Annotated in this window: 10 protein-coding genes; 8 read left to right on the top strand and 2 right to left on the bottom strand. The window is 65.7% G+C overall.

What is annotated here, in order from left to right; genetic code table 11:
- Positions 1-2: 2 nt before the first annotated feature.
- The gene (locus JW030_RS07590) at positions 3-863 is read right to left on the bottom strand and encodes a ribonuclease H (protein ID WP_188046145.1); all 861 of its coding nucleotides are present in this window, start codon (positions 861-863) and stop codon (positions 3-5) included.
- Positions 864-985: 122 nt separating this feature from the next.
- Here JW030_RS07590 and JW030_RS07585 point away from each other — a divergent pair, with 122 nt between their 5' ends.
- From JW030_RS07585 to JW030_RS07570, 4 genes are all read left to right on the top strand, one after another.
- Entirely contained in the window at positions 986-1,714 is a 729-nt protein-coding gene (locus tag JW030_RS07585; protein WP_188046146.1) for an alpha/beta hydrolase, read from the top strand.
- Positions 1,715-1,917: 203 nt separating this feature from the next.
- Positions 1,918-3,006, top strand: a complete 1,089-nt coding sequence (locus JW030_RS07580; protein WP_206348536.1) for a GGDEF domain-containing protein — start codon at positions 1,918-1,920, stop codon at positions 3,004-3,006.
- Positions 3,007-3,290: 284 nt separating this feature from the next.
- Complete coding sequence (locus JW030_RS07575) at positions 3,291-3,968, top strand: GGDEF domain-containing protein (RefSeq protein WP_188046148.1); 678 nt, start codon at positions 3,291-3,293, stop codon at positions 3,966-3,968.
- Positions 3,965-4,945, top strand: a complete 981-nt coding sequence (locus JW030_RS07570; RefSeq protein ID WP_188046149.1) for a sensor domain-containing diguanylate cyclase — start codon at positions 3,965-3,967, stop codon at positions 4,943-4,945. Before JW030_RS07575 ends, JW030_RS07570 begins: the two co-directional genes overlap by 4 nt.
- On the opposite strand, the gene JW030_RS07565 is transcribed toward JW030_RS07570, so the two are convergent.
- Entirely contained in the window at positions 4,942-7,845 is a 2,904-nt protein-coding gene (locus JW030_RS07565; protein ID WP_188046150.1) for a hypothetical protein, read from the bottom strand. The two genes, JW030_RS07570 and JW030_RS07565, sit on opposite strands and share 4 nt — an antisense overlap.
- 226 nt (positions 7,846-8,071) lie before the next feature.
- On the opposite strand from JW030_RS07565, the gene JW030_RS07560 reads away from it, so the two are divergent.
- From JW030_RS07560 to mnmA, 4 genes are read left to right on the top strand one after another with little or no spacing between them, the layout of a single operon-like run.
- The gene (locus JW030_RS07560) at positions 8,072-10,081 is read left to right on the top strand and encodes a glycosyltransferase (RefSeq protein WP_188046151.1); all 2,010 of its coding nucleotides are present in this window, start codon (positions 8,072-8,074) and stop codon (positions 10,079-10,081) included.
- A gap of 2 nt (positions 10,082-10,083) precedes the next feature.
- Entirely contained in the window at positions 10,084-11,049 is a 966-nt protein-coding gene (locus JW030_RS07555) for a tetratricopeptide repeat protein (RefSeq protein WP_188046152.1), read from the top strand.
- A gap of 5 nt (positions 11,050-11,054) precedes the next feature.
- Complete coding sequence (locus JW030_RS07550) at positions 11,055-12,251, top strand: cysteine desulfurase family protein (RefSeq protein ID WP_188046153.1); 1,197 nt, start codon at positions 11,055-11,057, stop codon at positions 12,249-12,251.
- 46 nt (positions 12,252-12,297) lie between these two features.
- On the top strand, positions 12,298-13,446 hold the full coding sequence (mnmA, locus tag JW030_RS07545) for a tRNA 2-thiouridine(34) synthase MnmA (RefSeq protein ID WP_188046154.1): 1,149 nt from the start codon (positions 12,298-12,300) through the stop codon (positions 13,444-13,446).
- The last annotated feature ends 18 nt before the right edge of the window (positions 13,447-13,464 follow it).

Here is a 13,464-nt window from a genome sequence, read left to right as displayed (position 1 = left end):
GACTAGCCGCGACTGAACTGGCGAAAGCGCACGCGCCAATCGCCGCCCGAGCGAACCCAGAGTGAGCTCACCAGGTCAACGCCTTGCGACGTGCTGGCGCGCGAGATCAGTTGAGCGAGGCCTGGGGCGAGCTCTTGGGCCGAAACCGGTTCGAGTGACTCCGACAGTTCCACTGGCGCCGTCTGCGGGGCGCCGAGGGTCACAAAGTCGTCATGGCGGAGCGCCTTCGCCTCGAAACGGAGCTGAGCCCGCTCGAGGCCAAGCAGCAGTTCAACCAGCGATGGATCGGGCTCTGCCTCGGCGGACTCGTCCAAGCCGTCAAAGAGTGAGGGTTGCGCGGGTAACGCTGGCGCCACAAGGGCCGCCGCCTGGGTCGCAGAAGCAAGCGTTGGCGTGGATCCGGCGAAGCCGGGCCCCTCGTCGGGGGCGGTGCGGCTCTGGAAGGCAGTTGCCGCGGCGCGAGCGCGCGAGTCTGCGGCCTCATTCAGCGGGTGTCCTGCGTGTCCTTTCACCCATTCGAAGGTGACGTTGCGGCCGCGCAACTCCTCGTCGAGCTCCTTGAGGAGCTCGAGGTTGAGCACGGGCTTGCCGTCGGCTTTCCGCCACCCCTTCCGCTTCCAGCCCGGCATCCACTTGGTCACCGAGTTGATCACGTACTGGCTATCACACAGCACGTGGAGCGGGGTGGACGCCACATGGGCGGTCGCCCGCAAGAGGTCGAGCACCGCCATGAGCTCGCCCTGGTTGTTCGTCGCCCGCGGCCAACCGCCCGCCCGCCACTGTGCGTCATCGATCACCCATGCCCAGCCTGCTGGCCCGGGGTTTCCGAGTGCGGATCCATCTGCTGCGGCGGTAATCGTCATGGGTTCCATCCTGCCAGAGGCGAACCAGGGCGCCGGGCAGGAGCTCCTCGTCGGCTGCCGGATAGGCTGGAGATCGCGCGCAATTTGCCTGCGCTTTCGCGAGAATGATGTGAGGTTTAGCCATGAGGATCAAGAGTTCGACGGTGTTGCGCGCCACTCGGGAAGAAATCGAGCTCCACACGTCCGACGGCCTCACGCTGGTCGGAGAACTTGCGTTGCCCGAGGGGCGCCCGCCGCGAGCGACCCTCGTGCTCCTGCATCCGCTCCCCACCGCAGGCGGCTATATGGACTCGCACGTGTTCCTCAAAGCGTCACGCAGGCTGCCGGAGCTCGCCGACCTCGCGGTCCTGCGATTTAACACTCGGGGTACGCGGTCGCCTCGGGGCGTCAGTGAGGGCGAGTTTGGCGAGGGGATCGCCGAGCGGGCGGATGTGGCTGCTGCGACGGCATTCGTTGCCGAGCGTGGCCTGCCGAACCCTTGGCTCGTCGGCTGGTCGTTCGGCACCGAGCTGGCGCTGAAGTACGGACTTGAGCACCCGATCGAGGGTGCGATCCTGCTCTCGCCTCCGCTGCACCGGACGACTGCAGAGGAACTCGCGGCGTGGCGTGATGCGTCACCTGCGCTGGTCGCGCTCATTCCGGAACTCGACGACTACCTCCGCCCCGACGAGGCCGCGGTGCGTTTCCAAGAGGTTCCCCGCGCGCGACTCATCAATGTCGAGGGCGGGAAGCATCTATGGGTAGGGGAGACGCAAGTTCGGCGAGTGTTGAGTGAGATTCTCTCCACTGTTGCACCAGCGGCGCTTCCCATGGCCGATGAAATCGATGAGTCGAGAGTGCTGCAGCCGTAGGGGCGAGCGGTATCCTCATCGTATTTGACTGCATTGTCCATGCAATGCGTTATCTGTGAGTCTTTTCCTATCGTTGGCGCGCTTGAGGCAATAGACTTCCGGGAACAGCATGGGTGCCCGGGGGAGGTGCTTGTAGGCCAGTCGACAGCGATGTTCGGCTCGGTTTCGCAGTCCTATTTGGCGCCCAGATGGAGGGGGGAGTGGTGAGCATTTCTCGGGATCGAGAAGCAGGTGGCCTCACTGCCTCCGCAGAGTTGCCTCCCGTGGCGACAGAGTTCACTGGGCTTGCCCAGGTCGGACGCGCCACCGGACGAGCTCACCTGCCCGGGGTCTCCCGGATGCTGCGTCGGATAGACCGCCGACATACGCCGTACTCCTTCGTGAGTGCCGCCGCGGGCTTCCTGTTGTTCTTGACGCTGATCGTTGACCTGATCTTTAGCAACAACACCGGGAACCCAATCGAGCTCGACGTGTTGCTCCTCGTCGCAAGCGCTGCCTGCACCGTTGTTCCGCTCGTGATGGGCCGCCGCTACCCGCCGTGGGCGGGCCTCATACCTGTCAGTGTGCTTGCGCTCTCGGCGCTGTATTTCATTGGCTTCTCAGACATCGACCAGCGCGTGGTCAGCAGCATGCAGGAGCTGCCGATCGTCGCGCTCTATCTGGGCTGGTTCTACCGGGGCTGGCTTGCACGCATCATCATCATTGTGTTCTCCATCTGCGTGTTCATCGCGATCTTGCTGAGCTCGAGCTTTGGTGAATCAGGGCACTTCTCACTCCCGATTGGTGTCGCCTCGGTTGCCATCATGGCGTTCTGCTTCGAGGCAGGTTCGTATCTGCAACGTGAGCTTGAGCGGCACGCCGTGCACGACCACCTCACGGGGGTGTTGAATCGGCGGGGGTTTAGCGAGCGGTTCGCCCTCGAACAGGATCGAAGCCGCCGCATGGGCGCCAAGCTGACCCTTGCGGTGATCGACTTCGATCATTTCAAGCGTGTCAACGATGAGCAAGGCCACGCCGTAGGCGATGAACTCTTGCGCTCATCGGTGCGTGCCTGGTCAATGAGGCTCTTCGACAGCGATGCCCTCGGCCGCCTTGGAGGTGACGAGTTCGTCATGCTCCTGCCCCAACGCTCGCTTCGTGACTCGCGGGCTCTCCTCGAGCTTCTGCGTCGGGCATCAACACACTCGTGGTCCTGGGGCCTCAGCGAGGTTGGCCCCGACGACACGCTCGAATGTGTGCTGTCTCGGGCCGATGCTGAGTTGTACGAACGCAAGGCGAAGGTCCACCAATGATTGCAGAGATGTTCGCTGCCTTTCGAGCCAGACAAACTTCGTACTCAGTGGTGTGCTCGGCGAACGCACTGTTGTTCTTGCTCACCGCAGGCCTGCATTTCGCATGGGCGCCTCCGGATACAAGCGATCAGCTCTTCGCGGCAGGGGTGGCCCTAGTCTCGGCTGTGTTTGTCATCGTGCCCTTGGTGATGGGCGGACGCTACCCTCGCAGCTTGGGGGTGCTGGGCACGTGCTTTGCGCTGTTCGGAATCACGCTTATCGCTGGCTGGGCGCAGTCTTCGCAAATGGTGTTGAACGCAGTGCTGCTGCTCCCCGTCATCGCGATCACGTGCGGCTGGTTCTTCCCGAGCAAACTTGCCCGGCCAGTCATGCTTGCGGCGGTGGGAGTCCTGATCCTCGTGCTGGGCGCGCGGAGCTACGTCGTTGACTGGCCAGCGTTGACGCTCACCACTCTCATATACGTTGCGCTGATCACGGGGTTTCTCTTCGAGGCCGGCGTGTATCTGCACCGGCAGACTGATCACCAGGCGAGCCATGACCCCCTCACGGGGGCGCTCAACAGATTCGGTTTCTGGCGGGACGGCGGGACTGAACTGCGGCGCGCAGGGCGATCCGGGGCGGCAGTCTCAGTCGTGGTGATCGATTTCGACGCGTTCAAGAAGCTCAACGATTCACGCGGACACCTTGCAGGCGACATTGTGCTTCGTCAGGCAACTTCCTCTTGGCGGCAGGGGATTCGACCGTACGACCTCATCGTTCGACTGGGCGGCGATGAATTTGCGTTGCTGCTTCCCGGCGCAGATATCGAGTATGCACAGAGCATTGTGGAGCGACTGCGCGCAGGGTCCGACTTCGCGTGGTCGTGGGGGATCGCACAGTGGACGGCGGGAGAGTCCCTCGAATCTCTCCTCGAACGTGCAGACGAGCAGCTTCTGAGTTCGCGAGCATCGAGGCAGGCGTGACCCGCGCGGATGAACCGCTGTCTCAGGTTCGCCAAGCCGCCCCCATTCGCGAGAGCGAGACGCGACAGTTTGCGTACTCACGGGTGAGCGCATTTGGCGGACTTACCGTCGCCGGTACGTTCGTCGTTGACTTTACGTTCATGGATCATGTCGGAGACGTGTTCTGGACGCTCGTGGTATTGGCGGGCATCAGCGTCGCGGCGGCGATGGTCCCCATTGTGATGGGTGTCGCCTACCCGCGCTGGGCGGGCCTGGTGTTCGCCACGATCCTCATCCTCGGGATTGCGTATTTCGTTGCCGTGGCAGGGGGTGAGCTTCCGGCCATCAATGCACTCATGGAGCTCCCGCTGTTCGCGCTGTACATTGGCTGGTTCTATCGCCCGGTCCTGTCACGGAGCATGCTGCTCGGCGGGTTCGCCCTCATCGGATTCGCCGTATGGTGGTCAGGCCTGCACATCAGTTCGGCTTCGACCGTGCTGTATGCGGTCCTCATCTCGCTGTTCTGTTACGAAACAGGCGTATTCCTGCAGCGAGAGACGAGTCGGCGTGCCACCACCGACCCGCTGACGGGCGCCCTGAACCGATTTGGGATCGTTGACCGCGGGAATAACGAGCTCCGTCGTGCCGCTCGGACGGGCGAGGCACTCACCGTCGCCGTCGTTGACTTTGATAATTTCAAGCGACTCAACGACACACGTGGCCACGCGGCGGGCGACGCCGCACTGCGCGACACGGTTGCGCAGTGGCGTGGGGCGGTCCGCAGCCACGACATCATTGGCCGCAGTGGGGGAGACGAATTTGTCTTCATCCTCCCCGCGACTGAGCTCGAGCAAGCTGAGAGCCTCCTGCGACGGCTGCGCGAGGACGCAGTGCACCCCTGGACATGGGGATGCGCGCAAGCGACCGCGGGTGAAGACTTAGCCCAGCTCATGGCCCGCGCCGACGAGCAAATCTACCAGCGCAAGCGGAGCGACTAACCCGTAACCGACTGATCCTCATTGTTGGTCGCATCGCGGTCGACGGTGTTCGTCTGGATGACCGCGACATCGGTCGCGTTCGCTGCGGTCGAGGACAGCTTCGTCGCGTTCGTGAGTACTTCTCCCAGGCTCTCGAAGTAGCGCGCGACTGCGCCGCGCTCCACCTTCAGCTGAGCCATGCGGTCCTCCGCCGCGGCGAGCACCTCGCCTGCCCGGTTCTCGGCGCTCGTGAACGTGAGGTGTGCCCGCTGCTCAGCCTCGCGAATGATCGCGGCGGCAGACGTCTCGGCATCCTCCCGAATCTTGCGAGCTGCCTGGCCCGACTCGGCGACGATTCGTTCGAGTTCAATGCGCTGCTGCTGACCCTGCTCGGTGAGCGACACGAGCTGCGTGCGCGCGTCCTCAAGTTCCTGCTGGGCCGCGGTGCTGGCCTCGGCGTGGCGCAGGCGGAGGTCAGTTTCCAGCTGCTCCCTGAGGCGCGTGTCCTCGAGAGTGAACTCCCGCTTCGCGGCGTCGATGCTCTCGCGCAGCTCGCGTGCATAGTCCTCGGCGAGCGTGCGCAGCGTCGCGAGCGCGGTCTCCTCGTCGCGACGGAACTGGGCAAGCTCTCCGACGGTCTGTGCGCGAAGCACATCCGTCTCCTCGGTGACTTCGCGGCGCTTCTCGGCTACCTCGAGCGCGATGCGCTCGGTCTGCGCCTGCGCCTGCGCGGCCAACTCGGCGGCGTGCTGTTCGGCAGCCGCCGCGAGGCTGCGTTCGTGCTCGTCGCGCTCGCGCGCCACATCCGTCGCGAGGCGGTTGCGACCGACCTCGATCTCGAGCGCCAACGCTTCGCGCTCGAAGCCGAGGATCGCAGCGGCTTCCTGGCGGTCCGTGGCAACCCGCGCCCGGTGCGCCTCGATCTCGTCTGTGATCTCCTGGTCGTGCAAGCGACGCGCCGTATCCAGACGCTCAGTGTGCACCTGAGTCTCGTCGCTGAGCTGCGCGTCATGCGCGGCTCGCTCTGCGGACAGCGCAGTGTCGTGGGCCTCGCGCTCCGCAGCAAGCGCAGACTGCAGCGCAGCTCGCTCGGCAACGAGCGCCGCTTCGTGCTGCGCGCGCTCGTGTGCAATGGTCGCTTCGTGTTCGGCGATTTCGGCGCTCAGTGTCTCGTCGTGCTCGGCGAGTTCTTCGGCAATCAGTGTCTCGTGTTGTGCCCGGCCCGCAGCGATCTCCCGCGCGAGCGATTCTCGCTCTGCCGCGAGGGATTCCTCATGGTCGGCGCGCTCGCGGACCAGCGTGCGCTGGTGGTTCGTGAGTTCCTCGCCCAGCTCCACTGACTGCGTCTCGCGCTCCTGCAGGATCAACGCCTCGTGCGCGGCGATCTCAGCACCGATGCGGGTCTCGTGATCCGACTGCTCGGTGGCGAGGCGCGCGTCGTGCGCTTCGCGCTCGGCAGCGATCGTCGTCTGGTGCTCGTCAAGCTCATTGGAGAGGCGCGCGTCGTGGGCTTCGCGCTCCGCGGAGATCTGTGCCTGGTGCGCCTCGAGTTCGGCGGTGATTCGTGCGTCGTGTGTCTCGCGCTCATCGGCGATCTGGCTCAAGTGCGCCTCGCGCTCGGCAAGGAGGCGTTCAGACTGCGCCGCCGCCTCCGTGAAAAGGCGAGTCTGGTGAGCCTCGAGCTCGTTCGCGATGCGGTTCTCGTGGGCGCCGCGCTCCTTCGTGAGTCGCGCCACATGCGTCTCGTTCTCGCTAGCGAGCGTGACATCGTGTTCCGCGCGAAGCGTCGCGATCTGTTCGGCATTCAGCTCCGCCAGGCGAGCGCGCTCTCGTTCTGCCTGGGCAGCGAGCGTGGCGGCCTCTTCAACCTGCGCCTGTACTCCACGCGCGAGTGCCGCTTCGTGCTCCGAGCGCTCCTGTGAAATGCGCTGCTCGTGAGCCTCGCGTTCCTGAGCCACGCGCTGCGCATGTGACTCTTGTTCGCGGGCGATCGCTGCATTGTGCTCGGAGCGTTCCTGCTCGATGCGACCGCGAAGCGTTGTGATTTCCGTCTCGAGTGCACGTGAGCGCGCATCAAAGGTTTCGGTGAGGGTGCGCTCGCGCTCCGCGAAGTTCGCCTCAAGTTCCTGTGCAAGCTTCTCGCGCTGTGCGGTGAACTCGGCGCGCGCCTGCTCGCTTGACTGCGCGAAGCGTGCGCGTTCGAGGGCAGCCTCGCGTTCCGTTTCGGCGGACTCCCGGGCGTGAGCCTCGGCCCGTCGCTCGGTCTCGGCACGAAGCTCGTCAGCAGCCTGCTGCGCTTCAGTCAAGATCATTGCCGCCTGAGCGCGTGCCTCGGCAATGGCCGAACGCGATTCGCGATCCGTCCGCTCGACGCTTGCCGCGACATCACTTTTCAGAGTGGTGCGGAGCAGGTTCGCCGCCTGCTCGGACTCTGCGCGCAGGCGTTCCTTCTCTTCATTCGCCCGGGCGGTCATCTCGGCAACGTCGTTCTTTGCCCCGGTCAGCAGCGCCTCGGCCTGCTCGGTTGCGGAGGTAACGAGCGTGTCTGCCTGTATCTGGGCCTGCGTGAGCAGTCGCTTGGTCTCGAGCTCAGTTGCTTTGCGCAACTTCTCGGCGTCAATGTCGGCCTGCGCAATCAGGCGTTGCGAGTGCGCCTCAGCGACCTGCAGGCTCTTCTCGACGCGGAGGCCGAGGCCCGAGTAACCGGTTGCCCCGAGTTCCGCGACCTGCGCCTGCAGGTCGGCGATCAGCCCGCGCTGCTCGTCGCTGTTCGATGTCGACTGCTGGTAGGCGGACTGCAACGAATCGAGGTGAGACTGCAGCGTCGCGACGTGCTCGGTCAGCGCTGCCATTCGGTCATCGACTTCGACACGGTTGTAGCCGCGGAAGACAGAGGTGAAGGGGGCGTGCTGATCGGACAAGGGGCCTCCGTGCGGCGAATGCGGGGTGTTGGGCTCGACGAGGTCCGCGAGAGGGGAAACTCGGCGTCGTTCTAAGAATAGGCCAGGGGTGTGTGTTGAGGTGAGTTTCACTGCGATTCCCCGGGAGTATTCCAGCTCTTCCGGTACCGTTGACGAGATACACCGTTCGCGGTCCGTGCCTACTGAGTGGTTCGGGCGTTGAATCGAACGCAGTGAAGGAGTACGTGTGCGCTACGTCTATGCGATCATCACCCTGGTTTTGGCTGGGGTGCTGCTGGTGCTTGGCGTCGGTCAACAGACCTTCCTCGCCGGCCCAGACGCGATTGTGAAGGACGCGGCAGACACCGGCAAGGCTAGCTACGCGGTAATTTCCGCGGACACGCTGGATGACGTCGTCGGACGGCCAGTCGTCGAGATGAGTGGGAAGAATCCGTTCGTGGCGGTGGGCTCGATGAACGACATCGAGGCCTGGCTTTTGCCGTTCGATCATGCAGTACTCTCGCTCGATGACGCAGGCACGGAGATCGTCGCTGAGCAAGTTTCTGGCGTGGCGCCGGTAGATGAAGCGGCCGACGGCGATGCTGCCGCAGCCGGCGATCCAGCCGCCAGTGATGCCGCGGCTGACGAGTCGGCGCTTGAGCCGATTGACCCCCGCGGAAGCGATTTGTGGATCGAAGAGCGCTCCGACAAGACCTCCGTATCGTTGCCCGTCGCGTTGCAGCCGAACCAGGGCGTGATCATCGCGACTGACGGCACCGAGCCGCTTCCCGGAAACATCTCAGTCAGCTGGATGCAATCTCAGCGTGCGCCCCTTGCGGGTCCGTTCCTCGTCGCTGGCCTTGTCTTTGGCCTTGCCGGTGCAGTCCTCTACCTCCTCGCCGTTGACCACGATCGGCGGGGGCTTGGCCCGCGTCGCGGGCGGGGCGGGCCGCTTCGTGGCGTGCGCGATCTGTTGGGCCGGTCCGGCACCAAATCCGCCGCGCCGGCGACCCCCGCGGCTGCGGCCGCGACTCCCGAGCATGCCAATCCGTCGGCGGCAGAACCGTCATCTTCGACGGCCGACACGGCCGACACGGCCGATGGCGCTGCTGATGATGCAGCGTCGTCGAAGCCAACTCAGATGCGCTCGCACCGCCCGGCGCGCTGGTTCGCGGCTCTTGGCCTGACCGCGACCCTCGGGTTGACGGGCTGCTCCGCCGACTCCTGGCCCGACTTCAGTCCGGCCCCCGAAGCGACGACGCCCGCAGCGACGTCGACTGGTTCGGACGAGGCGACCGTCGCACCAGTTCCGGTCGTCGATGCGCAGATCGATCGCATTATCTCGGACGTCGCCGATATCGCGAACGCGGCGGACGACGCAATGGATCCCGAGATCCTGAAAACGCGCTTCGCCGGGGACGCGCTCGAGCAGCGCGTCGCGAACTATACGATTCGCTCGGTCGTGCCCGATTATCAGACCCCTCCTCGGATCACGAGCAAGCGCCTCGACTACGAACTCGTACAGAGCACCGAGGGGTGGCCCCGAACCCTATTCGTCGTCGTCGAGTCTTCCGCCGAGGCGGAAACTGACGAAAGCACGAGCCCGAGTCAGTCGGCGGGCGAAGCCGCGCCCACGACGCCGTCCTTGGCGCTAGTGCTCACGCAGACCGACCCCCACGAGAACTTCCTCGTCACGCACGTCTCTGAGGTACGCGGCGGCATCACGATGCCTCCGGCTGCTCCGGCCTCGGAGGGCACGGCGCTGCTCGACCCAGACATCAAAACGCTGCGCCTCACGCCGGACAAGGTCGGAGAGGCGTACGCTGACATCCTGCAAAACGGCGAGGCTTCGGCCTTCACCGAGGACTTCGACCTCACCGACGACGTGCTGCTCGAAAAGCTCGGCGCGGCCTGGGCCGTGGCGGCGCAGGCCGAGGCAGACGCCGCTGGCCAAAAGGTCCAGCACAGCGTGCAGGTGAGCGAGGCGGCGAGCGTTCCCGTGACGCTGTCAACCGGTGAGGGCGGTGCCCTGGTCTCGGTCGTGATCAACGACGACCTGATCTCGAGCTCGTCGGACCCGCAGTCGAAGGTCAAGCCGACCCCGAGCGTGACCGCGCTCTCCGGCATCACCGATTCGCGAGATCGTATTGTGCAGCACTGGACTCACCAGATGTTGTTCTTCGTACCGAGTGCGGACAGCGGCGAGCTGATCCGCGTGCTGGGAGCCACCAGCGCAATGATTGGAGCGGGTTCCTAACCATGCAGCAGCAAATGCCCGAGCGTATTCCCGGCGGCGCGGTCGACCTCAGCCACCTCGTTGCAAAGGCTCAGGCCGGGCATGCGGGGGCGTCAAGCCCCGCGGGCGCAGCTTCGAGCACGTCAGTGATCGATGTTCCCGCGGCGGTGTTCGATGCCACGGACCTCACCTTTGAGCCGGTTTCCCAGCTGTCACAGGTGGTGCCCGTCGTCATCAACCTCTACTCCGTGCAGAGCGATGCCAGCGCGAAGCTCGGTCCGATTCTCGCGAAGATTACCCGCGAGACCGCGGGGCGCGTGGTGCTCGCGATGGTTGACGTCGACGCGAACCCTGGGCTCGCCCAGGCGTTCCAGGTCCAATCGTTGCCGACCGTGGTCGCGCTGATCAACGGCCAGCCGGTGCCATTGTTCCAGGGGGTTGTGCCGGAGGATCAGCTGCGCGAGCTCTTCGGGCGAATTGTGGAGCTCGGTCAGCAGCAGGGCCTGACGGGTCGCGTGAACGCCCCCGATCTCGCCGAGGGCTTTGTGGGGGAGCCGGCGCCTGCCGAGCCGGTGGTTCCGCCGGCTCACCGTGAGGCGGTCGATGCGATCGAGCGCGGCGACTATGCCGGCGCAGCGGCGGCATACGAGGCCGTCATCGCCCGGGCTCCCCGGGACGAGGAGGCGCGCGCCGCCCTCGTGCAGGTTCGGCTGTTGTTGCGCCTCGATGGTGTTGACGCCAACTCGATCCGCGAGGCGGCATCGGACGCCCCCACGGATGTCGACGCTCAGATGAGCGTGGCGGATCTCGACGTCTCCGGCGGGCACGTCGAGGACGGATTCCTGCGGCTGCTCGAGTGCTACCCGACCGCTTCCGACGAGGACCAGGCGCGCCTGCGGGAACGCCTCGTCGAACTGTTCGAGGTCGTGGGCGTCACTGACGCGCGGGTCGTCGCGGCTCGCCGTCGACTCGCGAGCCTGCTCTACTAGTCCAGATGGCAGGATCCGCGCGGCCCGCACGGGCGTACCTCGACCACGCGGCCACCTCGCCGATGCCGGACGAGGTGCGCACGCAGTACCTGCACGCGCTCGGGCTGGTGGGAAACCCCGCCTCGTCCCATGCGGATGGTCAATCATCTCTTGAGCTGCTCGAGGCGGCCCGCGAACGGATCGCCGCGACGCTCGGCGCCGAGCGTGTTGAGGTCTCACTGACCTCCGGGGGTACCGAATCGATCAATCTGGCGGTGAAGGGCCTGTTCTGGGCACGGCAGTCAGACGGACCTCGGCCGGTGATCCTGCTGGCCCGTACGGAGCATCACGCGACACTCGAGGCCTGTGAGTGGCTGCGGGACCACCAGGGAGCCGAGTTGTTTTGGCTGGACGTCGACACGGAAGGGGTGTTGCGCCCCGAGACTTTGGCAGCCGCGATCGCCGAGGTCGGTGCTGAACGGGTCGCGCTCGTGACGTTCCTCCTGGCCAACAATGAAGTTGGGTCGGTGCAGCCGGTCGCGGCACTATGCGCGGTCGCTGAGGGCGAGTCGATTCCATGTCATGTCGACGCGGTCGCTGCTCTCGGTCAGGTGCCCATCGACTTTCACGAGCTGGGCGCGAGCACGCTGAGCGTCTCCGCGCACAAGATCGGCGGCCCGGTCGGCGTTGGCGCCCTCTTGATCGCTCGGCGAACGAAGATCGAAGCGCTCCTCCACGGTGGCACGCAACAGCGGGGCCGATCAGGTACGCAGGACGCGGCCGGAGCGGTGGCGTTTGCCGCCGCACTCGATCTGGCCGCGGCGACCGTCGCGGATCCCTCCGCCCTTGCGCGGGCGCGCGACCGCCTCATCTCAGGTGTTCGCGTGCTGGTACCCGACGCGAAGCTGCACGGGACTGCCCCGGGCGCGGGTGTCAGCGCGCGCCTTCCCGGCAACGCCCATTTCACTTTTCCCGGCTGCCAGGGCGACTCACTCTTGTTCCTGTTGGATGAGGCGGGGGTCTCGGTCTCCACCGGGTCCGCCTGCCAGGCGGGAGTCGCCGAGACCTCTCATGTGCTCCTCGCGATGGGGGTTCCCGAGAGCGAGGCGCTCGGCGCGCTCAGGATGACGCTTGGCGGATCAGACGCCGAGTCGGCGGTCGACCGCTTCCTGGATGCGCTGCCAGGGGCCGTGGAGAAGGCCCGGAGGGCGGGGCTGAGCTAGCCGCCCGTCCCAGGAACCACCGACCAGCTCGGCGTAGACTTGCCCGATGAAGATTTTGGCGGCGATGAGTGGTGGCGTCGATTCTGCGGTCGCTGCGGCGCGCGCGGTTGACGCAGGTCACGAAGTGGTGGGCGTACACCTGGCGCTCAGCCGCATGCCCGGGACCCTGCGCACCGGTTCGCGCGGCTGCTGCACCATCGAGGACTCGATGGACGCGCGCCGCGTCGCCGGCCTGCTCGATATCCCGTTCTACGTCTGGGACTTCAGCGAGCGCTTCAAGGAGGACGTCGTCGACGACTTCGTCGCCGAGTACGAGGCGGGTCGTACCCCGAACCCGTGCATGCGCTGCAACGAGAAGATCAAGTTCGCGGCGCTGCTCGACAAGGCGATCGCCCTCGGATTCGACGCGGTCGCGACGGGCCACTACGCAATCATGGCCGAAGGCCCGAACGGCCGCGAGCTGCATCGGGCGAGCGCCTGGGCGAAAGATCAGTCCTATGTCCTCGGGGTGCTGACCGAAGAGCAGCTCGCCTATTGCTACTTCCCGCTCGGTGACACCCCGTCGAAGGACCTCGTGCGCGCAGAGGCAGCCGAGCGCGGCATCCAGATCGCGCAGAAGCCGGATAGCCACGACATCTGTTTCATCCCCGATGGCGATACGCGCGGCTGGCTCTCCGATCACAGCGAGCGCACGCCCGGTGACATCGTCGACGAGGCAGGTGTTGTTCTTGGACAGCACGACGGTGCGAACGGGTACACGATCGGTCAGCGCAGGGGCCTGGCGATCGGACGGCCGGCGGAGGACGGCAAGCCGCGCTTCGTGCTCTCGATCCGGCCGGTATCGAATCAGGTCGTGGTGGGCCCCAAGGAGGCTCTCGCCGTGAGCCAGATCTCGGGCGGCCGCTTCAGCTGGGCAGGAGAGCCCGGTATCGATCTTGCAGAGGCGTTCGACTGCGAGGTGCAGATTCGCGCCCACGCCGACCCCGTGCCGGCGGTCGCGCGGCTGGTCGAGATCACCGACGACGCGCGCACCGAGCTCCACCGCGTCGACGCGACGCACGAGGTTGTCGTCGATCCCATCGATCCGCTTGTGGGTGTCGCTCCCGGCCAGACCGCGGTGCTGTACCTGGGCACGCGTGTGCTCGGTCAGTTCACGATCGATCGCTCGGTATCGGCGACCTCGGTTTCGGCATAGCCAGTTGTCTGCGGCTAC

The organism is Leucobacter sp. CX169, assembly GCF_017161405.1.
Lineage (GTDB): Bacteria > Actinomycetota > Actinomycetes > Actinomycetales > Microbacteriaceae > Cx-87.
The sequence above is the reverse complement of the archived record's forward strand: the minus strand, read 5'-3'. Positions and strand labels throughout refer to the sequence as shown.

Coding starts and splice junctions, on each gene's coding strand:
- JW030_RS07550 (WP_188046153.1), top strand. CDS start 11,055: ATGGCAGGATCCGCGCGGCCCGCACGGGCGTACCTCGACCACGCGGCC.
- JW030_RS07590 (WP_188046145.1), bottom strand. CDS start 863: ATGACGATTACCGCCGCAGCAGATGGATCCGCACTCGGAAACCCCGGG.
- mnmA (WP_188046154.1), top strand. CDS start 12,298: ATGAAGATTTTGGCGGCGATGAGTGGTGGCGTCGATTCTGCGGTCGCT.
- JW030_RS07555 (WP_188046152.1), top strand. CDS start 10,084: ATGCAGCAGCAAATGCCCGAGCGTATTCCCGGCGGCGCGGTCGACCTC.
- JW030_RS07585 (WP_188046146.1), top strand. CDS start 986: ATGAGGATCAAGAGTTCGACGGTGTTGCGCGCCACTCGGGAAGAAATC.
- JW030_RS07575 (WP_188046148.1), top strand. CDS start 3,291: ATGGTGTTGAACGCAGTGCTGCTGCTCCCCGTCATCGCGATCACGTGC.